The sequence below is a fragment of the Bacillus sp. FSL R9-9834 genome (assembly GCF_038006905.1).
Taxonomy (GTDB): Bacteria; Bacillota; Bacilli; order Bacillales; family Bacillaceae_G; genus Bacillus_A; species Bacillus_A pacificus.
Window position 1 is genome coordinate 4,158,573 of sequence record NZ_JBBOWD010000001.1, and the last position, 23,778, is coordinate 4,182,350.

Annotated in this window: 28 protein-coding genes; 2 read left to right on the plus strand and 26 right to left on the minus strand. The window is 36.6% G+C overall.

Annotated elements, in window-relative coordinates:
- Nucleotides 1–14 precede the first annotated feature (14 nt).
- Both MKY00_RS21710 and MKY00_RS21715 read right to left on the minus strand, forming a co-directional pair.
- Nucleotides 15–872, minus strand: coding sequence for a VOC family protein (locus tag MKY00_RS21710; RefSeq protein WP_016718514.1), 858 nt, complete (start codon nucleotides 870–872; stop codon nucleotides 15–17).
- A gap of 21 nt (nucleotides 873–893) precedes the next feature.
- Nucleotides 894–1,298: a DoxX family protein gene (locus MKY00_RS21715; protein ID WP_001071559.1), complete on the minus strand. Its 405-nt coding sequence runs from the start codon at nucleotides 1,296–1,298 to the stop codon at nucleotides 894–896.
- A gap of 156 nt (nucleotides 1,299–1,454) precedes the next feature.
- Between MKY00_RS21715 and MKY00_RS21720 the strand changes: the two genes are divergently transcribed.
- Nucleotides 1,455–2,000: a helix-turn-helix domain-containing protein gene (locus MKY00_RS21720; RefSeq protein WP_001020702.1), complete on the plus strand. Its 546-nt coding sequence runs from the start codon at nucleotides 1,455–1,457 to the stop codon at nucleotides 1,998–2,000.
- Between the two features lie 31 nt (nucleotides 2,001–2,031).
- Here MKY00_RS21720 and MKY00_RS21725 read toward each other — a convergent pair whose 3' ends face one another.
- The 13 genes from MKY00_RS21725 to MKY00_RS21785 form a co-directional block, all read right to left on the minus strand.
- The gene (locus MKY00_RS21725; RefSeq protein ID WP_000025009.1) at nucleotides 2,032–2,409 is read right to left on the minus strand and encodes a MaoC/PaaZ C-terminal domain-containing protein; all 378 of its coding nucleotides are present in this window, start codon (nucleotides 2,407–2,409) and stop codon (nucleotides 2,032–2,034) included.
- A 126-nt stretch (nucleotides 2,410–2,535) separates the two neighbouring features.
- The gene (locus MKY00_RS21730) at nucleotides 2,536–2,994 is read right to left on the minus strand and encodes a GNAT family N-acetyltransferase (protein WP_000276115.1); all 459 of its coding nucleotides are present in this window, start codon (nucleotides 2,992–2,994) and stop codon (nucleotides 2,536–2,538) included.
- A 56-nt stretch (nucleotides 2,995–3,050) separates the two neighbouring features.
- Nucleotides 3,051–3,557 (minus strand): GNAT family N-acetyltransferase, encoded by a 507-nt coding sequence (locus MKY00_RS21735; RefSeq protein WP_000469130.1) that lies wholly within the window; start codon nucleotides 3,555–3,557, stop codon nucleotides 3,051–3,053.
- Between the two features lie 309 nt (nucleotides 3,558–3,866).
- Nucleotides 3,867–4,262 (minus strand): ankyrin repeat domain-containing protein, encoded by a 396-nt coding sequence (locus MKY00_RS21740; protein ID WP_001258459.1) that lies wholly within the window; start codon nucleotides 4,260–4,262, stop codon nucleotides 3,867–3,869.
- The gene (locus MKY00_RS21745) at nucleotides 4,229–5,047 is read right to left on the minus strand and encodes an ABC transporter ATP-binding protein (protein WP_016718515.1); all 819 of its coding nucleotides are present in this window, start codon (nucleotides 5,045–5,047) and stop codon (nucleotides 4,229–4,231) included. Before MKY00_RS21745 ends, MKY00_RS21740 begins: the two co-directional genes overlap by 34 nt.
- Complete coding sequence (locus MKY00_RS21750) at nucleotides 5,034–6,062, minus strand: FecCD family ABC transporter permease (RefSeq protein ID WP_016718516.1); 1,029 nt, start codon at nucleotides 6,060–6,062, stop codon at nucleotides 5,034–5,036. Before MKY00_RS21750 ends, MKY00_RS21745 begins: the two co-directional genes overlap by 14 nt.
- A gap of 5 nt (nucleotides 6,063–6,067) precedes the next feature.
- Nucleotides 6,068–7,015, minus strand: a complete 948-nt coding sequence (locus tag MKY00_RS21755) for a helical backbone metal receptor (RefSeq protein ID WP_000748489.1) — start codon at nucleotides 7,013–7,015, stop codon at nucleotides 6,068–6,070.
- A 158-nt stretch (nucleotides 7,016–7,173) separates the two neighbouring features.
- Entirely contained in the window at nucleotides 7,174–7,401 is a 228-nt protein-coding gene (locus MKY00_RS21760; RefSeq protein WP_000661450.1) for a YrhC family protein, read from the minus strand.
- Nucleotides 7,402–7,527: 126 nt separating this feature from the next.
- Nucleotides 7,528–10,131 carry a bifunctional acetaldehyde-CoA/alcohol dehydrogenase gene (gene adhE / locus MKY00_RS21765; RefSeq protein WP_000260443.1) on the minus strand — a complete coding sequence of 868 codons (2,604 nt, stop codon included), beginning with the start codon at nucleotides 10,129–10,131 and terminating at the stop codon, nucleotides 7,528–7,530.
- A gap of 258 nt (nucleotides 10,132–10,389) precedes the next feature.
- On the minus strand, nucleotides 10,390–11,523 hold the full coding sequence (locus MKY00_RS21770; protein ID WP_001201908.1) for a bifunctional cystathionine gamma-lyase/homocysteine desulfhydrase: 1,134 nt from the start codon (nucleotides 11,521–11,523) through the stop codon (nucleotides 10,390–10,392).
- A 3-nt stretch (nucleotides 11,524–11,526) separates the two neighbouring features.
- The gene (locus tag MKY00_RS21775) at nucleotides 11,527–12,450 is read right to left on the minus strand and encodes an O-acetylserine dependent cystathionine beta-synthase (protein WP_001103854.1); all 924 of its coding nucleotides are present in this window, start codon (nucleotides 12,448–12,450) and stop codon (nucleotides 11,527–11,529) included.
- An 82-nt stretch (nucleotides 12,451–12,532) separates the two neighbouring features.
- The gene (gene mtnN, locus MKY00_RS21780; protein WP_001217039.1) at nucleotides 12,533–13,228 is read right to left on the minus strand and encodes a 5'-methylthioadenosine/S-adenosylhomocysteine nucleosidase; all 696 of its coding nucleotides are present in this window, start codon (nucleotides 13,226–13,228) and stop codon (nucleotides 12,533–12,535) included.
- Nucleotides 13,229–13,242: 14 nt separating this feature from the next.
- Complete coding sequence (locus tag MKY00_RS21785; protein ID WP_000536318.1) at nucleotides 13,243–13,881, minus strand: class I SAM-dependent methyltransferase; 639 nt, start codon at nucleotides 13,879–13,881, stop codon at nucleotides 13,243–13,245.
- A gap of 136 nt (nucleotides 13,882–14,017) precedes the next feature.
- Between MKY00_RS21785 and MKY00_RS21790 the strand changes: the two genes are divergently transcribed.
- Nucleotides 14,018–14,233: a YrzA family protein gene (locus MKY00_RS21790; RefSeq protein WP_000010984.1), complete on the plus strand. Its 216-nt coding sequence runs from the start codon at nucleotides 14,018–14,020 to the stop codon at nucleotides 14,231–14,233.
- 35 nt (nucleotides 14,234–14,268) lie between these two features.
- Here the strand turns inward: MKY00_RS21790 and MKY00_RS21795 are convergent, their stop codons facing one another.
- From MKY00_RS21795 to MKY00_RS21845, 11 genes are all read right to left on the minus strand, one after another.
- Entirely contained in the window at nucleotides 14,269–14,919 is a 651-nt protein-coding gene (locus tag MKY00_RS21795) for a YrrS family protein (protein ID WP_000897107.1), read from the minus strand.
- 116 nt (nucleotides 14,920–15,035) lie between these two features.
- Complete coding sequence (locus MKY00_RS21800) at nucleotides 15,036–16,790, minus strand: peptidoglycan D,D-transpeptidase FtsI family protein (RefSeq protein ID WP_016718517.1); 1,755 nt, start codon at nucleotides 16,788–16,790, stop codon at nucleotides 15,036–15,038.
- A gap of 185 nt (nucleotides 16,791–16,975) precedes the next feature.
- Nucleotides 16,976–17,452 (minus strand): transcription elongation factor GreA, encoded by a 477-nt coding sequence (greA, locus tag MKY00_RS21805; RefSeq protein WP_000179963.1) that lies wholly within the window; start codon nucleotides 17,450–17,452, stop codon nucleotides 16,976–16,978.
- 278 nt (nucleotides 17,453–17,730) lie between these two features.
- Nucleotides 17,731–18,369, minus strand: a complete 639-nt coding sequence (udk, locus tag MKY00_RS21810) for a uridine kinase (RefSeq protein ID WP_000537087.1) — start codon at nucleotides 18,367–18,369, stop codon at nucleotides 17,731–17,733.
- 17 nt (nucleotides 18,370–18,386) lie between these two features.
- Nucleotides 18,387–19,667 (minus strand): peptidase U32 family protein, encoded by a 1,281-nt coding sequence (locus MKY00_RS21815; protein ID WP_000217969.1) that lies wholly within the window; start codon nucleotides 19,665–19,667, stop codon nucleotides 18,387–18,389.
- A gap of 18 nt (nucleotides 19,668–19,685) precedes the next feature.
- A complete protein-coding gene (locus MKY00_RS21820; RefSeq protein WP_016718518.1) occupies nucleotides 19,686–20,615 on the minus strand; it encodes a peptidase U32 family protein in 930 nt (309 codons plus the stop codon).
- Between the two features lie 7 nt (nucleotides 20,616–20,622).
- Nucleotides 20,623–21,264, minus strand: a complete 642-nt coding sequence (locus MKY00_RS21825; protein WP_000389089.1) for an O-methyltransferase — start codon at nucleotides 21,262–21,264, stop codon at nucleotides 20,623–20,625.
- 202 nt (nucleotides 21,265–21,466) lie between these two features.
- Nucleotides 21,467–22,537, minus strand: a complete 1,071-nt coding sequence (gene mltG / locus MKY00_RS21830) for an endolytic transglycosylase MltG (RefSeq protein ID WP_000230089.1) — start codon at nucleotides 22,535–22,537, stop codon at nucleotides 21,467–21,469.
- Between the two features lie 215 nt (nucleotides 22,538–22,752).
- Nucleotides 22,753–23,031, minus strand: coding sequence for a DUF1292 domain-containing protein (locus tag MKY00_RS21835; protein ID WP_000392247.1), 279 nt, complete (start codon nucleotides 23,029–23,031; stop codon nucleotides 22,753–22,755).
- Nucleotides 23,032–23,043: 12 nt separating this feature from the next.
- Nucleotides 23,044–23,457: a Holliday junction resolvase RuvX gene (gene ruvX, locus MKY00_RS21840; RefSeq protein WP_001221197.1), complete on the minus strand. Its 414-nt coding sequence runs from the start codon at nucleotides 23,455–23,457 to the stop codon at nucleotides 23,044–23,046.
- Nucleotides 23,458–23,460: 3 nt separating this feature from the next.
- Nucleotides 23,461–23,727, minus strand: a complete 267-nt coding sequence (locus MKY00_RS21845; RefSeq protein WP_000348590.1) for an IreB family regulatory phosphoprotein — start codon at nucleotides 23,725–23,727, stop codon at nucleotides 23,461–23,463.
- Nucleotides 23,728–23,778 lie beyond the last annotated feature (51 nt).

Consider the following 23,778-nt stretch of genomic DNA (forward strand, 5'->3'; position numbering starts at 1 on the left):
AGGAGAAGCCTTTATTAGGCTTCTCCTTTTATTTTGAAATGGATACAATGTCCAAATGGATCCTCTACTTGTAATATTCCATCTTTGTACGTAGCAATCTTGCCAATATTTTTTAAGCTTTCACATACTTGCTCTTTTTGTTTTTCATTTGCTAATACAATTGTGAAATATTTCAAGCCAACGGAATTTGGCATTTGCGGTAGTATTCCTTCACCTTGCCACGTATTTAAACCGATATGGTGATGGTAGCCACCTGCCGATACAAAGAGCGCCCCATTACGAGCTGGGATCGTTACTTCAAAACCAAGACCATCCACATAGAAACGTTTCGCTTCTTCCAAATCAGCTACATGGAAATGAATATGTCCCATCACAGTACCATCTGGAAATCCGTTCCATGTACTTCCTTGCTGCAATAATTCTTCACCAGCTAACGGGTTACTAACAAATGGTAGCTCTCCATTCTCATCACGCCAAACTTCTTTTTGACGATCATGATAAATTTCAATCCCGTTTCCATCTGGATCAGCTAAATAAAGGGCCTCACTAAAGTAATGGTCAGCTCCGCCGTGCAGTGGATATACCATTTCTACAAGATGACGAAGGATATTCGCTAAATCCTGTCTGCTCGGTAATAAAATTGCGTAATGATATAAACCCGTTCTCCCTCTTTGCTTTGGTAAGGCTTCTTTCTTTTCTTCAATGATCAGGAGTGGTTCGTTATTTTCATTCCCAAATGTAACGACCATTTCATCTTCTTTTAGTATTTTCATACTTAGTACTTCTGTATAAAACTCTAGTGATTTCTTTATATTTGATACATATAAATGAACAACATCAAGTGTTGTATCGGGATGAAGTTGAAAACTCATCTTGTTAGCCTCCCATTTAAATTAGTTCTTCTTTGACATTTTCTCTTTTAAGAAATTATCTACAAAACCATCCACTTTCGCAACAAATAAGTAAGCACCCATTGCTAACAATGCAAGCTCTAATTCGAAGCCAGGATTTTTTCCATCTCCTAATAAACCAGCTGACCATTTTACTTTTACAATTGCTCCAACCATAACTAGTGCAAATAATAATCCAATATATCTTACACCTAAACCTAGAATTAATAATAGACCGCCAACTAATTCAACTGTTGCTACACCGTATGCAAGTCCTCCTGGTAAACCAATGCTTGTGAACCACCCTGCAATATTGTCAATCCCTGATTGGAATTTTGTTAAACCGTGCATAAAGAACGTTACCCCTAACACGATACGAATAATTAAGTTACCAATATGTTGATTCATTTCTTTCTCTCCTTTATAGTTTTCTTATACAAAACTTTTATTTACATTACAAAACATACACTAATTTTTTTTATTCGTCAATTCATTTTCACTGGGAAAATATATATTTTTTTTGCTATGATACAAATAGTTGTTTATAAAAAGGAGCTTGATTTTATGAATATTGGTTCTGCAATACGTGAAATTCGTCAGCGTAGAGGCATAACAATCGCGCAAATTTGTGAAGGAACAGGTCTTTCTAAAGGGTTTATGAGTCAGGTTGAAAATAATAAAACATCACCATCTATCTCAACTTTAGAAACGATCTCCAATTTTTTAAACGTTCCTCTTCCCTATTTATTGTTAGAACAAAAAGATCGATTGAAAGTTGTCAAAAAGGTAGAACGTAAATATAGTGTATACGGAAAAGATGAACAAAGAATTGAGCATGTTGCAGAGCAAGGTGGCCTTCGCCTAAATCTCGTAGAAATTCCTGCTGGGTTTCCGAAAGAAAACACACCAAATGCCCATGAAGGGGAAGAATGTCACCTTGTATTACGTGGAAAACTAGAAGTTCAACATGGAGAAGATGTTGCAATTGTAGAAGAAGGAGATTCTTTCTCCTGGAATGCATGTGTTCCTCATATCGTTCGTAATATAGGAGAAGAAACTGCATTATTACTCATCTCTAGTCATGCAGAAAATCGAAAACGTGTTTATTAAACAAAAAGAAGCCTGTAAATCAGGCTTCTTTTTATCCTCTTATAACTCCATAGCTTGTCCCAACTAGTACAGTCTTTTCGTGTTGATTGCGATAAACTGACTCGATTGAAACCTTTTTGTATCCTTCCATTTGTTCAATATTTGTTAAAGTTAATTCACAAGTGATCGTATCTCCTGTAAAAACTGGTCTAATAAACTCACTTACTAATTCTCTTGCTATGTAATGTAATTCTTCGCCTACTTTCGTTCCAATACTAGCAGTCAATAAACCATGAACCATTAAACGTCCATTTTCATCATATTCCATATGATGCCTGCCTTTATCCCCTGTAATATTTGCAAATTCAAAAACCTCTTCCTCAGTAAATCTTCTTTCATATTTAAATACATCCCCAACTTTTATACTCATTTTTATCCCCCTAATAATAAACAGAATTTTCTTTCATTTTATCATAAAATGAGTCTCAATTCATTTTCTATTATAAAAAGAACGAAAAATACTTATAGCTGTACTATTTCCTTACTTTTCGCTCCTTTACCGATGCCCATCTCTTTTTGCAGCTTGGTATCCATAGTACGCACATGTTCCATTTCTCGATAATTCTCTCACCTCAAAACCACAACTTCTATAAAAATCAAAATTACTCGCAGAAGTATGCGCAAACCAGTCACCATGTGGCAATTTTTGCAAACAAAGAGCAACAAGTTTCTTACCTAATCCCTTCCCTCTATATTCACATTTCACAACTAAATTTACTATGTTGGCGACCATGATTCCATCAGAAATGACCCTAACCATCGCAATCATCTCTTCTTCATCCCAAATTGTGAATGCCCATGTTGAATTTTCAAATGCTATCGTGAATTTTTCAATTTGCCAAGAAGGGATATTATCATTGCTCCAACCGGCATCTTCGAATAAAGTTTTAATTGCATATGCAGGTACACCATTCGTTCCCTCACGAATAATAAGTCCATTATGATAAATGTACATGTAATCCCCCCTTTATTTTTATATACCATTCTTCAAAAGATGCAATTAACCTTTTTTCATCCAATGCGCCTAATGGAATAAACGAGAACATCCATCCCATGAAATGAAGTTGTTTTCTCATAACTAAGCCCCGTTTTTCTAGCAACAAAGATTGAGGCGGGGTGATCCGGATTAATAAGAGAAATTAATTTATTCATTCGTAACGCTTGGAAGCCATAATCTCGAAATGCTGCCGCTGCTTCTTTCGCATACCCTTTTCCCCAATACCGAGGTAATAACCAATAACCAATTTCAATTTCCTCTTTTCCATCTATTTGCTGCTTTACTAATCCTGCATGACCAATTCGTATTCCCGTTTCCTTTTCAATCAATACAAATAAACCGAGACCGTTTTTATAGCTAGGAATCACCCACTCTTCCAAACTTTTTTTACACTGCATATATGTTTTTAACGTCCCATTTCCAATATAGCGCATTACCTTCTCATTTCCCCATAATGAAGCGTAGAACTGTAAATCATCCATTGTATATTTACGAATTTGTAAACGATCTGTATGAAACATTTCTGCACTCCTTCCCACGAATTTGTACTTACCTACACGATCATGTTTTGGATATATACTTAATGTTACTATCTATTATAAAGGAACTAAAGGCAAAATACAGAATATTCAATCTATAAACGTTTTAAAAAAGGCAGTAGACAAATATTGTCTACTGCATCCATATCATAACTAGCATAAAGAAAACTACAATTGAGGGGGGGGTAGGCTTTTCAAATATACTAGATACTTATCCCGTTCTAACGGGCGGTAAACTTTCCAATTATATGAAAGTGAAAAGTTTACCGCACATAAGAACTTTGGCGATCATTAAGAAAGCACCATTAAGTAGTCAAATACACGCTGTGCTTTTTCTCCGCCCATTCTTGCATGTTGAAGAAGAGAAATACCATGAGGGCCAGATGCACGTAATGCTTCTGGTTGTGCTACTAAAATAGCTTGTACAACTTCTAATTCTCCAAGCATAGCGGCCGCGAAAATATCCATTCGAGCACCCTTTTCTAATAAATAAAGAGCAATATCTTTACGCCCTACATGTGCCGCTGCTCCTAACGCACTTTCCCAATCTGATCCGCCCCAATTGTAAGAGGCATGAAGTAAACTTGGCGATTCAGCCAACAGTTCTTGTACTTTTTCTAAATCTCCGTGAGCTGCCATAACAAATTCCCTTACTAACTCAGTGGTAATACGTTCTTCTGTTCGCATCTTGCTCCTCCTTTTTTAGAAATTCGCTTCGGTGTAAAAAATGGCTTGTCGCTTCCTTGAAAAATATCTACATCTATGCCAAATACATGTTGAAACATTTCATGACATAACACTTCTTCTGGTATACCGTCATACTGAAGCTTCCCTCGCTTTAATACGAGTAAACGATCACTATATTGAGCCGCTTGGTTAATATCATGTAAAACCATTATAATTGTCATGCCAAATTCCTCGTTTAATCGTTTCACAAGTTCCATTACTTCCAACTGATGAACGATATCTAAAAAAGTTGTTGGCTCATCTAATAATAAGACGTTCGTACGTTGTGCTAGCGTCATTGCAATCCAAGCACGTTGTCTTTCCCCTCCTGATAAAGATTGTAAAAGACGATATTCATACCCTTCAAGATTTGTAACAGACAATGCCCAATCAACAATTTCTTCATCTTCTTTATTTAAGCGATCTCTCCATGATTTATGAGGGCCTCTTCCAAATTCAATTAATTCTTTCACTGTTAAATCTAATTGATGATCATGCATTTGTGGTAACATCGCTAATTGCTTCGCTACATCGGCACTTTTCATCGTATGAATACTTTTTCCATCTAAAACGATATCCCCTTCGCTTTGTTTAAGTAGTCTTGCTATTAAACGAAGCAAAGTAGATTTCCCAGATCCATTCGGTCCAATTAAACTAACGACCTCTCCAGCTTTAATATGTACATTCATATTTTGCATTTGAAATCTTTCAGGATGTGCGTAAAACACTTTATTAACGGAAATCACGCTGTTTCCCCCCTCTATGAATTAAATATAAGAAGAACGGACCGCCTAAGAAGGATAATAAAATACCGACAGGCAATTCAATTGGATCAAACCAACTTCGAGCTATCGCATCCGCGAAAACAAGTAATATCCCTCCACCAAGGCATGATAATGGCAGTAAATATTTATAGTCATTTCCAACTAATAAACGTAACATATGTGGTACAACAAGGCCGACAAATCCAATAAGACCAGAAACACTAACTGCTATTCCAGCTAATAATGTGCTTACTACTATTAAATAAAAACGGCTTCTCTCCACGTTATGACCTAATAATTTCGCCATTTCATCTCCAAGCATTAATACTCGAATATGCTTGATACCGAAGAAGGCCAATATAATAGCGAATATTGCATAATAAATAATCATGTTTAAATGTGCCCAACTTACACCGCCAATACCACCCGCTAACCACGGTAACACGGATTGTACTTTGTCACTATGTAATAACATTAATGCTGACGTCGCTGCACCTATTAATGCATTAATTGACACACCTACTAAGACAATTCTTGAAGGTGGTGCCCCTTTTTGCCATGATAAAGCATAAATGATCATCGCCGTTATGAAAGCTCCTAAAAACGCACCAAGTGGTAAAAACGCCATATGCTGAGGGAATAAAATCATAATTACAATTGCGACAAGGCCTGCTCCAGATGACACCCCGATAATACCAGGGTCTGCAAGAGGATTTCTCATCACTCCTTGCAGCAGTGCACCAGATGCAGCTAAACATGTTCCTACTATAAATCCAACGAGCACTCTCGGTATACGAAGGTCCCATACAATTCGATGAACTGTCGAACCCTCATCTTGTATCCCTGTTACAATATCTCGTAAAGAAAAGGATAGGCTTCCTGCGAAAAGACCGTAAAAAAGACATAAAACCGTTAATACAACTAAAGTAACTGCTATTCCCCCTCTTTTTTTCGCAAAAGGATGTTCCTTTTCCCTTACTACTTCACTACTTTCCATACTTATCATTTCCTTACATCTTGTATACTTTTATACATAAAGTCCATCGCTTCTGTAACTTTTGTTCCAGGATTTGATCCAAATAAGTCTGGTGGCAAAATAACTACGCGATTTTGTTTTACTGCATCTAAATTTTTCCACGCTTCATTTTTCATCATTTCGCCTTCAAATGCTTTTTTAACGCTATTTGGATCTCCATGTGTAATTAAATAAATTACATCAGGATTCGCTTCAATAATGCGTTCTACACTTAGCTGTGCATATTGCGGATATTCCTTCATTTCTGGAAAATCAGCTGCAATATTTTTCCCACCTGTTTTTTCTAAAATATCACCTGATAAAGAGGTTGGTAATGCTGCTAAATAAGTACCAGGTGCTCCATACACTAGCAATGCTTTCACATCACTCTTTTTCTCATATGTCTTCATTTGATTCGTAATTTTTTGGTTAAGTTCTTTCGCTTTATCTTCTTTCTTCATTATCGTTCCGTATAGTTCAATATTCTTTTGAATATCTTGTACAGAATTCGCAGAAGAAATCATTACTTTCGTTCCTTGCCCTTCAACCGTTGGAACATTCTTTTGGAACCCATTATTAGCAATAAGTACATCGGGCTTTAAGCTAGCAATTTGCTCAAAATTCGGCTGATGTGCATTCCCGATTACTTGTACTTTCTTTATATCCTCTGGAAGAGTTATTTTTGCATCCGGACGACCCACTATTTTTCCGCCTAAAGCATGAATAATATTCATGTCTCCCATACTTAATGTTGCAAAACTCTCTGGCACTTTATCGAATGTTACCTTTCTTCCTGACAGGTCGGTAACTTCTATTTTCTCTTTTCCTTTTTCTGTTTTTGTTGCCGCTGCTTTTTCGTCTCCTTTTGCACTGCAACCTATTAATAAGAAAAAAACAGATAAAATCGCTGTAAATAGCGTAATAGATTTTTTCATTCTTCCACCTCTAATTGATAATGATAATCATTAACTACTATTCTACTTTAATTGATAAGGATTATCATTGTCAATATAAAACGCATACATTTTCTAGAAAAAAACAAAAAGCGTTACAAAAAAGATTCCTTCTTTTTGTAACGCACTATTTATCAATATTATTCGCATTCGTTTCCCTCTAACTTGTCTCGCATCACTTTCACACGCTGAAAGAAAAAGAAAGATAAACTTAAAAATATAACGATGCTCCCCATCATAACAAAAAATTGTATCGTTTCTTTTGCTCCAGTCGGAATCAATAAGCCAACCATTAACAATGTACTGACAGCGAGAAGAATTTGTCCGAACCGAGTATAATCTTCTATCTTTTCTTGTAATTCCTTCATTATATTCTCACTCCTCCATCTCACTGTATCATATTCTATTAAACTGAAAGACAAGTAAATACAGCCATTCTGGGAGATGTTTTCCAAAAGAAAAAGAGCCGCTTTATGGCGACTCTTTCATAATCATTACTCACCTTTATATGCTTTCATATAAATTTCTTTCAGCTCTGAAATGAGAGGTAATTTTGGGTTAGCTGTTGTACATTGATCTTCAAAAGCTCTTTCTGCCAATAATCCAACAACCTCTTCAAATTGGTCTTTAGCAACTCCTTGTCCTGCAATACTCATATTTATATTTAAACTTTTTCCGAGCTCAATAATTGCTTTGACAAGTGATTCCACACCTTCTGCAGTCGAACTTGCTGGAAGCCCGAGCATTCTCGCAATATGTGCATAGCGTTCATCGGCTACAAAGTGCTCATATTTTGGGAACAATGCGTGTTTTCTTGGCTTAATAGCATTATAGCGAACTACGTGCGGCATAAGAATTGCATTCGCACGCCCATGTGGAATATGAAATTCTGGTCCAATTTTATGTGCTAAGCTGTGATTAATACCTAGAAAGGCATTTGCAAATGCCATTCCTGCGATTGCAGAAGCATTGTGCATTTTTTCTCGTGCTTCTTCATCATTTCCATCTTTAAATGCTCTTGGTAAATATTTAAATACGAGATCAATGGCCTTTAATGCTAATCCATCTGTATAGTCATTCGCTAAAACAGACACATACGCCTCGATTGCATGCGTTAATACGTCCATGCCAGTGTCTGCTGTTACATGTGGTGGTACTGTCATTACAAATTGTGGATCAACAATTGCTACATCTGGCGTTAATTCATAATCCGCGAGTGGATACTTTATATTATTTTTCTTATCTGTAATAACCGCAAATGGTGTCACTTCTGATCCTGTTCCAGATGTTGTTGGAATGGCAACAAACTGCGCCTTACTTCCTAATTCCGGATATTTACATGTTCGTTTTCTTATATCTAAAAACTTCTGTTTAATTCCATAGAATGTTGTTTCTGGATGCTCATAGAAAAGCCACATCCCTTTCGCGGCATCCATCGCTGAACCACCACCAAGTGCGATAATTACATCTGGCTGAAAACTTCTCATCATTTCTGCACCTTTAAACACAGTTTCATCTGATGGATCCGGCTCAACCTCAAAGAAAACTTCAACTTTCACATCATTTACATGTTTACGTAAATAATGCGTGACCGTATCTACATATCCGTGCTCAACCATTCCTGGATCCGTTACAATAAATGCACGTGAAATGTTAGGCATATTTGCTAAATATGCTGTCGCATGTTTTTCAAAATAAATTTTTGGTGGTAATTTGAACCATTGCATATTCTTTTTTCTATTTGCCAACCTTTTTATATTTAATAAATGCGTCGCTGTTACGTTTTGAGAAATCGAGTTTTTCCCGTAGGAACCGCAGCCAAGCGTAAGTGATGGAATAAATCCATTATATATGTCACCGATTCCACCTTGTGATGAAGGGGCATTTACAATAAGGCGGCAAGCTTTCATACGTAATCCAAATTGCTTTTGCACTTCTTTATTTACAGAATGGATAACTGCTGAATGTCCTAAACCACCGAGGTTTAACATTTCTTCACAATATGTAAATCCTTCTTCTAATGAATTTGCTTTTACACAAGCTAATACTGGACTTAACTTCTCACGAGATAGTGGATATGCGGCTCCGATGCCTTGTATTTCAGCTACAAGCATTTTTGTATTTTTAGGTACAGTAATTCCAACTAATTTGGCAATATACTGTGCGGATTTCCCTACAATATCACTATTTACTGCACATGTATTTTCATTAATAACAAGCTTTTCTAATTTACTTCTCTCTTCCTCGGTTACAAAATAACAATCATTTGCAATCATTTCTGTTTTCACATCATCATAAATTTCCTTGTCTACAATAATTGCTTGTTCTGATGCGCAAATCATACCATTATCAAATGTTTTAGATAAAATCAAATCATTAACCGCTCGTTTTATATGCGCTGATTTCTCTATATAACATGGTACATTACCAGGACCTACACCTAGCGCTGGTTTTCCAGTAGAATAAGCTGATTTCACCATACCAGCCCCTCCAGTTGCCAAAACAAGCGCAACACCTTCATGGTTCATTAATTGTTTCGTTGCTTCGACAGAAGGCTTTTCAATCCACTGAATACAATATTTTGGTGCCCCCGCCTTCACCGCTGCATCGTATACTGTTTTCGCAGCTGCAATAGAACAGTTTTGTGCGGAAGGATGAAATGCGAAAATAATTGGATTTCTCGTTTTTATCGCAATTAATGCTTTAAACATTGTTGTCGATGTTGGATTCGTTACTGGTGTTACCCCAGCTACTACACCGACAGGCTCCGCAATTTCTATTATTTCTTCATGAGGATCTTCGTGAATAATCCCTACTGTTTTATCTTTCTTTATGCTATGCCAAATATATTCAGTAGCAAAAATATTTTTAATACATTTATCTTCGTATACACCACGACCTGTTTCTTCAACAGCCAACTTCGCAAGTGGCATATGTTGATCAACACCTGCTAATGCCATTTCATGAACAATGTTGTCAATTTGCTCTTGTGTAAAACTTTCTAATGCTTGTAAAGCCTTTCGACCGTTATTCACTAACGTATCAATCATCTCTTTTACTTCCTGCATTTCATTTACAATTTTCTCTTTGACTACCATGTAAATTCCTCCTATTCTGCTATCTTGGACTAAATAAGGCCCTATAGGTCATAATTAGTCCCGATTAGCGTAAAAAAATAGAATTGCTTTCCTACATGAACTTCATTGTTTGTGAAACATTTCACAAGTTTGTTCGTGAGTAACACTTCATGAATTCAATATACATGAAATCATTTTATTTGTGTATGTCTATTTTGTGAAATATTTCACAAAATAATGTAGTAAAAATGCACTGCCTATACTAGCAGTGCATCTTTACTACGCTAACGCTTGTGCTAAATCTTCAATTAAATCTTCTCCGTCTTCAATACCGACAGAAATTCGAATTAATGTATCTGTAATTCCTAATTCTTTGCGACGATCTGCTGGGATTGATGCATGCGTCATTTGAGAGGGGATAGAAATTAAACTTTCTACTGCTCCTAAACTTTCAGCCAGCGTAAAGTATTGTAATTTCTCAAGCACTTTATTTAATGTTTCTTCGCTATCTACATCAAATGAGATAATAGCACCAAATCCATTTGCTTGTTCTGTTGCCAGTTCATGGTTTTGATGTGACTCAAGGCCTGGGTAATATACTTTATTTACTTTTGGGTGGTTATTTAAAAACTCAGCAATTGCACGTGAATTCGTTTCATGCTCTTCCATTCGAATTCCTAATGTTTTTAAACCACGAAGTAGTAAGAAACTATCTTGCGGGCCAAGAATGCCGCCTGTTGAGTTTTGTACAAAGTGAAGGTCTTCTGCTAATTGCGGGCTATTTACAACTACTAGACCTGCAACTACATCACTATGACCTCCTAAATATTTCGTTGCACTATGAAGTACAATGTCTGCTCCTAAAGAAATCGGCGACTGCCAATATGGCGTCATGAATGTGTTATCAATAATTGTTAATAAATCTTTCTCTTTAGCAAGAGTAGATATTTTTTTAATATCAGTAATTTTTAGTAACGGATTCGTTGGTGTTTCTACATAAATCGCTTTCGTATTTGGACGAATCGCTTCTTCAACTTCCTCTAAGTTTGTTGTATCTACAAATGTATGCTCAATACCGAAGCGGTTTAATACTTTCGTAATCACGCGGTACGTTCCGCCATACACATCATCTGTTAAAATAACGTGGTCACCTTTTGAGAACAACATAATCGTAGCTGTAATAGCCGCCATTCCTGAACCAAATGCGAAACCAGCATGGCCGTTTTCTAATACCGCAATCATTTCTTCTAAAGCTGCACGTGTTGGGTTTCCTGTACGTGAATATTCATATCCTTGATGCTTACCAACTGCTTCTTGTTTGTACGTACTCGTTTGATAAATCGGTACATTTACAGATCCAGTTGAAGGTTCTCCTATGCGAATACCATGAATTAACTTTGTCTTTGCTCTCATTTTTTATTCCCATCCTTTGTATATGTCTTTACTTAAATAGCGCTCACTACTATCAGGAAAAATCGTTACAATATTTGTACCTGGCGCCGCTTTCTCTGCTTCAAGTAAACTTGCATGAAATGCTGCTCCTGAAGAGCTCCCAACAAGAAGTCCTTCTTTTTGCGCTAATTCTTTCACTCGTAAAAATGCATTTCGATCAGAAATCGTATGAATTTCATCAAAATAAGATGTCTTCAAAAATGGCGGGATAAATTCCAGTCCAATTCCTTCGGTCTCATGTGAACCAGCCTTACCACCATTTAAAATAGATCCTTCTGGCTCTACGATAACTGTTTTAATATCTATATTTTTTTCTTTCAAGTAAGATGCAGTCCCCATAAACGTACCGCCAGTTCCTGCTCCAGCAACAAATATGTTAATCTCTCCATTCAATGCGTCCCACAGTTCAGGTCCTAATGTTTTAAAATATGCACGAGGATTCGCCTCATTTGCGAACTGACTTGGAGAGTATGAATTCGGTATTTCATTTACTAACTCTTTTGCTTTTGCAATTGCACCGGTCATTCCTTGCTCAGTCGGCGTATGCACAACCGTTGCGCCTAGTGCTTTCATTAATTCTTGTTTTTCAATGCTAAATTTCTCTGGTACACAAACGATAACGTGTAAATCATGTTGTAACGCTGCGAGTGCCAGTCCAATACCAGTATTTCCAGCTGTCGGTTCAATAATTGTTCCGCCCTCTGTAACAAGCCCTTTTTCTAGCGCATCTTCGATTAATTCTCTTCCTAATCGGTCCTTAACGCTTCCGCCTGGGTTATAAAATTCCAGCTTTGCAAATAAACGGACCCCTTCTGGAAGTGAAAAACGAGTAATTTCCACAATTGGTGTATGACCAATTAACTCATGAACTCCACGATATACATTCATCGTGTTCTCCCCCTTATTTGCCAATAAAGAAAAGGCAACTGTATGTATTTTCTTTATATGAGACAGTTGCCTTTTTGTTACATTACTTTAACTCTTCTAGTACTTTTACGATAAAGTTTGTAGAATGAAGAGCTGCTTGATCTAAAAATTGATCAAATGAAACATTTGATTCTTTACCAGCAATATCAGAAAGTGCACGAATGATAACAAACGGAACTTCATATTGGTGGCATACTTGTGCAACAGCTGCTGCTTCCATTTCTACTGCATAAAGGTTTTCAAATTTATCACGAATTGCTGCAACTCGGTTCGGATCACTCATAAATGAATCACCTGTTGCAATCATACCTTTTACAACTTGAATATTTTCTTCTGCCTGCATACATTTTTCAGCTAATGCAACTAATGCTTCATCAGCTTTAAATCCAGGCGGCATTCCTGGTACTTGCCCATACTCATAGTTAAATGCTGTTACATCTACATCATGGTGACGAACTTCTGTTGAAATAACGACATCCCCAACATTTAGAGAATGATGGAATCCACCAGCTGAACCAGTATTAATGACTTTTTCAGGCTTATATCTTTCTAATAAAATTGTCGTTGACATCGCTGCATTTACTTTACCAATACCAGACTTTAACAAGATTACTTCATGTCCTGCTAATTGTCCTTTCGTAAATTCACAACCCGCAACCGTTTCTGTTTCTGCTTGTTCTAATTTATCACGTAAAATACGTACTTCTTCTTCCATTGCTCCAATTACAGCAATTCTCAATCTAATCCCTCTTTCTATTGCTTAGTTGCCTCCATTACCCAAACGAAATGATTTAATCTCGTAAACGTTACATGGAAGCCATTGTTTTCAAAAATAGTCTGCATAATTGGAATACGTGTATAGTATTCTGTTTGCAAATCATTTGCTAACTCATGAAAACCTCTTTGTTTTGCTGCTTCAACAGTTTTATCATATGCATCTTGATCTGCAAATATCGTATCAGCAAACACTATTTTACCACCTTTGTTTAGCAATTGACTATACTTCGCAATCGCTACATTTTTTTCATCATCTGTTAAATGATGAAATGCATAGGTGCTTACTATGGTATCAATGGAATTCGGGACTTCAAACGAAAGAAAATCACCTTCTGTAATGGAAAACTCTTTTGGCAATTTCTCTTTTGCAATCATGCGCATTTCACGTGACGGTTCTATACCGTAAACTGTGCGGCCAGCAAGTAATAATTTATTTGTTAAATTACCTGTACCGACACCAAATTCTAATACGTTACCAAATGACTTGTTAACTACATCCTCTAGAATGTCCTCATAATGGGCGAAAACTTCTTTATATTGTATATCTTCGCCTTGTACAAATGAGTCGTACGTATGAGCCCACTCATCAAATAAACCATTAAATTCTGTACCCATAAAAATTCCCCTTTTTCTTATCGGTTTTATCAGTATGATATTCCCTCTTTCTAAAAATGTCAATTGAAATGTACATGGTATTTCCTTCTTTTCTTTGTTACACTATAGTTGATTACATAGGAGAGGGGCCGTCTTCATGTCATTTACCTTTGAAATGTTAGAAGATAAAGTAGAATTTTTTGAAGCGGGAGACTTAGCTTCTTTAGAACGAAAAATCAGTGAACAAATCGATAATAATAAAGCACTTATGCTTGAAGTTCATCACATCTCGCATCAAATGGTTATGGATCCTGAAAGTAAAAGACCATATTATAGCGCGGTTGTTCATTTTAAATTAAAGAAATTACGCTAACTAAAAAAGAGAAGCTCCTAAGGAGCTTCTCTTTTTTAGTTTAGAGTTTGAACAAGTACTGGTTTCCAGCCTTCATTGTCTACCCAATCAATATTTACATAATATCTTTTACCTGTTTGTTTATCTTGTACGTTACCGTAAGCTTTATTCTTACCGTTATTTCCGATTCGATGAATAATTAATTGCTCTACTGGAACGTCAATTGCAGCTGAAATCGCTTGATTCATCTCATTCCAATCTGCTGTACCTTTTTTAAACGTCATCGCAGGTGTTGCACCTTGCTCTGTGCCTACTGGCTTCCAAGAAGGTTTCGTATAAGCGTCAGTTGCCTTTGGCTGTGTTTTTTCAGCTGGTACTTTCTCGTTAGCTTTCGCTTCTTCTTCAGCTTTTTTCTGTTCTTCTTCAGCCTTTAGCTTCTCTTCTTCTTCTTTCTTCTTAGCCTCTGTTTTCTCTTGTTCATTCTTCTTCGTCTCTTCTTTGCCTTTAGCTTTCTCAGACTTATTCTCTTTCGTTGTTTGCTGAGCTACCTTTTTATCGCTAGAAGACGCTTGCTCTTTCGTGTCAGGAACAAACAATTGATATGCTACAATAGCTACTGCTACTAGTACAATAGCGATTGCAATATTTAAAACACCGTTTTGACGACGTTTTTGTTGTTTCTGTTGGAATCTAGATCCTCCTGCCATTCTTCAAACCTCCATGCAGTTTTTCATACTTGCTATTGTAACATTAAATCTAGAAAGGTTGAACATTTACAATAATATTTTCATGAAATGAAAACATTTTACTATAAATTGCAAGATTACTTTTCATTCTCTAATCGATAGATTGATTCTACGATAGATTTGAAAATAGGTGTAACTTTATTTACATCGCTATTCGTTTCTATATCCACGACAACTAAAGCATACCTTGGATTTTCATATGGAAAATAACCTGCAAACCATCGATTCTCTTTCGTTCCTTTTCCTGTTTGTGCTGTCCCAGATTTTCCAGCGACACTTAGTGGTAACGACTTGAATGCTGATCCTGTGCCTTTTTCCGTTGTTACAACGCTCCTTAATAACTGTTGTAATGTTTTCACTGTTTCATATGAAAGCTGTTTTCCACCTAATGTATGGTCTTCAAATGTATAAAAATCCGTTCCATTTTTATACATTATTTTTTCAACAGCTTTCACTTCCATCTTTTCTCCCCCTCTAGCAATCGTCGCCATCATATTTGCAATCGCTAGAGGTGACATACGTACATCTTTCTGTCCAATTGCTGTTTGCGCTACCGCTTTTTTACTATTCTTATTTCCTTCACTCCCCCAAATCGTAACACTTTTCTCCTCTGGCATTTGCTCAAAATGAGTTGTATGAAATACAGAACCTCTCCATCCAACCTTCTCAGCGCCTCCTAAAGCCGCTACATAAGTTTCTAACACCATCTTATCCTTTTGTATTAGCTCATTTCCTAACTCTGAGAATGTCCTGTTACAGCTTCTAGCAAAGCTCTCTTTAAAACTAAGTGTCCCCATCTTAACTTGTGGGTGATCTTCACCATATAAATCTTTATTACAATTAAATACGCGATTAAAAACATTTTCATTTTGATCAATCGCTGCCGCCGCAATTATTGTTTTAAAAACAGAACCGGGAAAGTGTGGTGTTAACATTTGATTTTCAAGTGTAGTTTTATATAAACTCTCATCTTTCACCTGTACAGATGGTTTGCTAACCATTGCTAAAATTTCATTTTTCTTTACATCAAGTAGCACTACTCCTCCCTTCTTAATCTCACTTGCTTCAACTACTTCTTCTGCTTTTTTCTGTAACTCGTTATGTAAAGTAGTTTGAATCGTCACTGGATAAAACGGATTTCCAGGCGATGTATATTTCGCTTGTTTTCCAAATATCGGTTCTCCTTGCCGATCCACTTGATACAATACTTTTGCCTCTCCATCGGTCAAAAGAAATTCATCAAATGATTGCTGCAATCCTGAAATGCCAATCGGTGTTTGTTTTGAAATTTTTCTAACTTCTCCGTATCGTTTTTGAAATTCTCGTTCATTCTCACCCACATTGCCAATTAAATGATTCATCACGCTAGTTTGCCGCAAACGAACTTCAGCTGCTACAATGCCTAATACATTTAATTGATTCACCTTCTCCATCTGCTCTCGTCCCAAGCGAAGTGGTTCATTTCCTCTTTGCAGGATAAATGCACTTTTCTTATGTTTCATTTGACTTTCAATCTCTTGTCTCGACATACCAATGATATGCGCAATTTTCTCCAACATGTCATTTTTTAATTGTAGAAATGGAAAAACAATTAAAACAGGATACTTTTTCTCACCTATCTCCTTACCATTACGATCTATAAAATGGCCGCGTCCATCATCTACTGTAATGGATTGCGTCCGTTGTGTAACACTTTTTTCAATTAAGTTAATCTTACGATCCGTAAATGATTCCGTATCTATAATTTGTATTTGAATTAAACGACAAAGCAACATAAACATGACACATATAAAACAAATTAAAACAATTGTAATTCTCTGTTTTATTTTCATAAAAAAAACACCTCGTCTACTATAGTTTGGACGGAGTGTTTCATTTTTTATACAAATAAAGTGAAACTTTAAGCAGCCCGACCCCCACCTAACTTCTTTGCTTTCGCTGATTTTTGAGGTGGGGGTCTTACTGCCCGTTAATGCGGGATAAAAAAATCACTCGCTTTTACACGAGTGATTTTTAATTATTTTACAGAGATAATCTCTACTTGCATTTCTCCACCTGGAGTTTGGATTGCTACCTTTTCGCCAATTTGCTTACCTAATAAGCTTTTTGCGATTGGAGAATCGTTAGAAATTCTTCCTTCAAATGGATCTGCTTCTGCGCTACCTACGATTGTGTAAGCTTCTTCATCTCCATCTGGTAGTTCTTTAAATGTTACTGTTTTACCTAATGTAACAACTGTAGATTCTTCACCGTTATCTGTGATGATAACTGCGTTACGAATCATGTTTTCTAATTGTGTAATACGTCCTTCTACGAACGCTTGCTCATCTTTCGCTGCATCATACTCAGAGTTCTCAGAAAGATCTCCGAAGCTACGTGCAATCTTAATGCGCTCTACAACTTCTTTACGTTTTACCGTTTTTAAATCCTCAAGTTCGTTCTCTAGCTTTTGCTTACCCTCTTGCGTCATAGGGTATGTTTTTTCTGTTGCCATATTTTCCACTCCTTTTATATACCAATCCCCCGAAAAAAAGAGGAGTTCCATATGAAAACTCCCCCGCTTATATGTAAAGCGGAGGTTTCTAGCACGCCTGTACTAGCGGAGTTGTCACATACAACCCCGTATTCCCAATTCTTCTTTATATAAAGAAGATATGTATGGAAAGTTGATATAAATATGCCCTCACCTATATATAGATGAGGTTGCATGTTTCATTGTATTCGATAGGAAGGGAAAAAATCCCTTCCTATCGTATATCTTTTACTATGCTATTACAAATTTACTTTTTGTTCAAGAATTGTTGCAATTTTTGTAACCATAATATCAATTGCAACGTGGTTTTGTCCACCTTCAGGGATAATAATATCCGCAAATTTCTTAGAAGGCTCAATAAATTGATTGTGCATTGGACGTACAACATTTACATATTGATCAATAACTGAATCCATCGTACGACCACGTTCTTTAATATCACGCTGCATGCGGCGTAAAATACGAAGGTCAGCATCTGTATCAACGAATAACTTAATGTCCATTAACTCACAAAGACGTGGGTCTTCTAAAATAAGAATTCCTTCTAAAATGATTACATCTTTCGGCTCAACTGGAATAATTTCATCTGAACGCGTATGCAATGTATAGTCATATACAGGTTTCTCTACTTGTTTATATGCAAGCAACTGCTGCAAATGTTCAATTAACAAATCATTATCAAACGCTAATGGATGATCATAATTTGTTTTTAAACGCTCTTCCATTGGTAAATGGCTTTGATCTTTGTAATAATAATCTTGCTCTAAGATTAAAATGGAATGACCTTTAAAATGGTCAAAAATCGCTTTCGTTACACTTGTCTTACCTGACCCTGAACCACCAGCAATTCCAATTACAACAGGCTTATTCGTCCCCATTCGACTATCACTCTTTCTTATTGAAGTATGCTTTTGCGCATCATATTATTCACATACACTGGTTGATCCACTTTGAATTTCACGATTTGCAACGGATGTCTCGCTGCATCTAATTCGTTTCCATCCTCATCCCAAATTTTCTCCACCGTTTGCGTAAAGTTTTCTATTTCTGGCCCAAAGAACTCCACTTCATGTCCTGGTTTGAAATGATTACGTTGCTCAATCGTTACGATGCCCGTTTCTTCATTATAATCTAACACTAAACCAGCGAAATCATACGTTGTTTTCTTACTATGATTTCCAAACATTTGCTCTTGATGTCCTGGAACCCCTTCAAAGAATGCAGGAGCTGTATCACGATTTGCACATTTATCAAGCTCATCTAACCATTCTTGTTTAAACTCAAAGTTATCAGGATCCGCACAATATGCATCAATTACTTTACGGTATACTGTCGCTACAGTCGCTACGTAATGGATTGATTTCATACGTCCTTCAACTTTTAAGCTATCAATTCCAATTTCAATCATTTTCGGAATTGATAAAATTAAATTTAAGTCTTTTGGACTCATTGCAAAGTGAGCATCTTCTTCTTGGAATAGAGGAAGCTCTTTTGCATCTTTATGTTGTGATACTGTTTGAACTAAATCATAATCCCAGCGACAAGATTGACAACAACCACCACGGTTAGAGTCACGCGCTGTCATATGGTTACTTAGCGTACATCTTCCTGAATATGCGATACACATTGCACCATGGACGAATGCTTCAATTTCAATATCCACTTTTTCTTTAATCTCTTTCATTTCTTCATAGCTTGCTTCACGAGCTAATACAAGACGATGTAAACCTTCTTCTTTCCAATACTGTGCTGCTTTCCAGTTGGATAGTGATTGCTGTGTGCTTAAATGCACCTCAACAGAAGGCGCTACACGTTTACAAGTCTCAATGATAAGCGGATCAGCAACGATAATTCCCGTTACGCCAGCTTTTTCAATCCCTTTTAAATATTCCTCTAGCCCGTCCATATTTTCATTATGTGCAAAGATATTTGTTGTTACATATATTTTTGCTCCATATTTCTTTGCAAATTCCACACCTTCTGCCATTTCTTCCAGTGTAAAGTTACCTGCATTCGAACGAAGACCAAATTCTTGTCCACCTAAATATACAGCATCTGCCCCGTAATGGATAGCTACTTTTAATTTTTCTAAGTTACCCGCAGGGATTAACAGTTCAGGTTTCTTCACAATAACGCGTTTGCCATCGATCACTCGTGAAATTTCTTGTACAGTCATTTCCTACACCCTCCTCGTTTAGTAAACCGTCTCTTTAAAGAAGAATCCTGTATCTAACGGACGATTCACCGGTTGCATTTCTTCTATCTCTTTATATAAGTCGTCTTTCACGTCGTAATACGCATCACGATCTTCTACACATAAATCAATTGCTTTACGATATTTCTTCGTTACCTCAATAATGTATGCAGAGCTTTTTAGTACACCATCAACTTTTAAACTATCAATTTCAGCATCAATTAGCTCTTCTAACTCATCGATGAAACAAATATCATTTGGACTCATAATGTGAGTACCATTTTCATCTTCATAAATTGGATATTTATTGTTACGCTCTGGGTCATATAAGAACATATTCTCTTCATATTTTTTCTTTTCGATATCAAGATGACGTCCTTGATACTCAAAGTAGTTTCCTACTAACGAACGCTTCGATTGGAACATACAAGTCATACCGTGAATTTGCACTTCAAGTTCCACTTCAGCATTTTCTTTTAATTCAACAATTTCATCTAAGCTAAGCTCGCGAGCTAATACAGCACGTTTTGCTCCTCTTTCTCCCCAGTAGTTACAAGTAAACCAGTTTGTTGCTGTTGTTTCTGTGTTCCAGTGCAATTGCATATTTGGCGCTACTTCGCGAACCGCCATTAATACTGCTGGATCTCCGAAAACAATTGCATCTACATGTACTTCGTTTAAAAATGCAACATAGTCCGTTAATTCTTCTACTTTATCGTTGTGGAACATAGCGTTCATTGCTACGTATACTTTTACACCATTTTCATGTGCAATCTTCACAGCTTGTTTCACATCTTCACGTGAAAATTCCCCTGCTAAACGTAAACCAAACTTTTGCTCACCGATCATTACCGCATCTGCTCCTGCTTTCGCAAGAGGTTCGATATCCGCCACTGCTTTTGGCGTTACTAACAATTCTGGTTTCTTCATACCTTGGTCACCCTTTCTTTTTACTAACAGCTACTCCATCACCAATTGGGAAAATCGTTGTATCATATCCTTCATGGTTCATAAGCCATTCATTGTACGTCTTAATACGACGGATTAAACCACGTGTACGTCTGTTTTCAATTTTCTCTTTCGTCGTTACAAGGCCATGGTACATAACATTATCTGAAATAATTACGCCACCAGGATTTAATAACGGTTCATATAAGTCAAAAAAGCGACGATATTGTCCCTTTGCTGCGTCAATAAAAATAACGTCAAATGTTCCATGTTCTTCTACTTGCTCGCCTGTTTCTAACGCATCACCGTAAATAACGGAAATACGCTCTTTAACTGGTGAACGTTCTATATATTCAAGTGCTTTTTCATATCGATCGCGATTGCGCTCAACTGTCACAATGCGAGAATTTGGAATAGCTTGCATCATACGAATACTAGAATAGCCAATTGCTGTACCTAGCTCTAAAATGCTCTTCGGTCCAATTAAACGTAAAAATTGCAACATAAATTCCATTCCAAGTCGATCCATAATTGGCACATGATTTTCTTTCGCATAGTCTTCCATTTCAAGAATTAATTTATCTTTCGGATCAATAAATGATAATAGGTACTCGTTAACTGCATCCTCCATAATGGTCCTCCTTATTTACATGGAGAAGTGCCTCTATGACGTCTTTTCACACATAGAATGCAATAAAAATACAAGCCAGCTTTACCCTTAGCTTGTACGTCCCGTTTTGATATTAAAAACGATTCTTCTGCCAGTTTTTAACCCGATATATTTTACCACAAAAAAGAGGGATGTGCGACCTTTTTCGCTATCCCTCCCCATTTCACTGTTTTTTCGTAATATATTTTTGCTTTAGTGCATTATGCTCTTCCAATGTTTTCGCATAGTACACTTCACCAGTTGGTGCAGCTAAGAAATAATAATAATCTGTTTGCGCAGGCTCTAGCGCTGCTTCCACTGAATGTTTACCAGAGTTTGCAATCGGGCCCACCGGCAATCCTTTCACAACGTACGTATTGTACGGTGAGTTTATCTTTAAATCTTCGTATAATACACGTTGTTTATGCTTTCCAAGTGCATATAATACCGTTGGATCCGTTTGCAGCGGCATACCTTTTGCTAAACGATTATAAAAGACACTAGAGATCTTTTGACGATCTGTAAAGCCTGTTGCCTCTTCTTCAATAAGTGAAGACAATGTTAAAAGCTGATGAACATCCCAGTTTTTCGCTTTCATTTTTGCTTCGTTTTGAACAATGATTGCATTCGTTTTCTCAAGCATTGGAATGACAATTTCTTCTAACGTCGTATCTTTTTTATAGAAAGAGTACGTCGCAGGATATAAATAACCTTCTAATGGATATTTAATATTGCTATCAAAGATTTTATCCGTCAACAGCTTGGGATACTTTTGCTGCATTTTTTGAATAAATGCTTTATCGTTTAATTGACGTACAACATCATCTTTATTCCACTTTAATTCGTTTGCAACCGTTTCTGCAATTTCAGTTACTTGTGCCCCTTCTTTTACCGTCACTTTATAAAGAGCTGGACGATGTACATTACCAGATGACATTTGCTCAATAACATCTTTTGCACTCATTGAAGGATTTAATAAATATGTACCCGCTTGTAAATTTTTAGATTTAGCCTTTGTATAAAAACTAAAAACTGTACCGTTTTTCACAGCACCTTTTCCTTCTAAAATCTCACCAATTTTACTAGTAGATGATCCCTTTGGAATTTCTACTTCAATCTCTTTTTTATTCCCGCTATCAACCGGTCCTAATGCGGATGAAATATACGCATAGACTGAACCACAAACTAAAAGCAGTGCAATTATCGAGAATAAAAAAATGCGTCTACGCTTCTTTTTCACTTGATTCTCTACCAAAACTCTTCCTCCTTATTCAATTGTAGGCCATATGTACATCTTTCTATACAACACGATAAAAAATCACAATACATTTACCTATCATTTTTGACAGATACTTTATTTTCTACAATCCGTCTCATTATACTACAAAGGATTACGCAGTTTCGACAAAAAATCTTTCATTTTACATATAAAAAAGGCGGACGATATACCGTCCACCTTTTCAGTACTTATTATTCAGCTTCTTGCTCATCAGCTAGAGTGTTGAACATTTCTTGTACCATTTCCCACTCTTCTTCAGATTCGATTGGAAGTAAAGTTCCGCCCTCTTCTTCATTTTGCTCATAAGCCATTGCATCATAAATTTGGTCTCCATCTTCGTCTACTTCACCGATTGGAGAGAAGACTACGTATGATTTTTTGCCAAATTTTTCAGCGTCAAAAGTGAAAATAATTTCACATAAATGTTCGTTACCTTTTTCGTCTACAATTGTAATTTGATTTTCTTCCATTTTGGTCACCTCTTATTTACTATCTAAAAATCCTTGTAAGATTACGACTGCAGCCATCTTATCAATTACTTGCTTTCGCTTCTTACGGCTTACATCGGCCGAAATGAGTAGACGTTCCGCTGCCATCGTTGACAAACGCTCGTCCCACATTACAACGTCTAATTGTAACAGCTCTCGTAGGTTTTCTGCAAATTGTTGGCATGCTTCACCACGTGGGCCAATTGTACCATTCATATTTTTAGGTAAACCTACTACTATCTTGTCCACATCATACTGTTTTACTAACTCAGAAATGCGGTCAAAACCAAATTGACCTCGTTCTTCGTTAATCTTGATTGTTTCAAGCCCTTGCGCTGTCCAGCCCATTTCGTCACTAATTGCAACTCCGACTGTTTTTGTACCTACATCTAAACCTAATATCCGCATAAATTACTCCTCACGATGATGTTTCAAGTAAGACTTCACAAGCTCTTCAATTAATTCATCACGTTCAAGCTTGCGAATGATGCTTCGCGCATCTTTATGGCGAGGTATGTATGCTGGGTCTCCACTTAATAAATAACCGACGATTTGGTTAATCGGATTATAGCCTTTTTCTTGAAGTGCATCATACACAGTTAAAAGTACATCATTTACATGGACACTCTGTTTTTCATCTTGAATGCTAAACTTCATTGTTTTATCAAAACCGTCCATTTCAAGCACCTCACTTATATAGTAAGTATAGGGAGAAGAACTTCTCCTCTC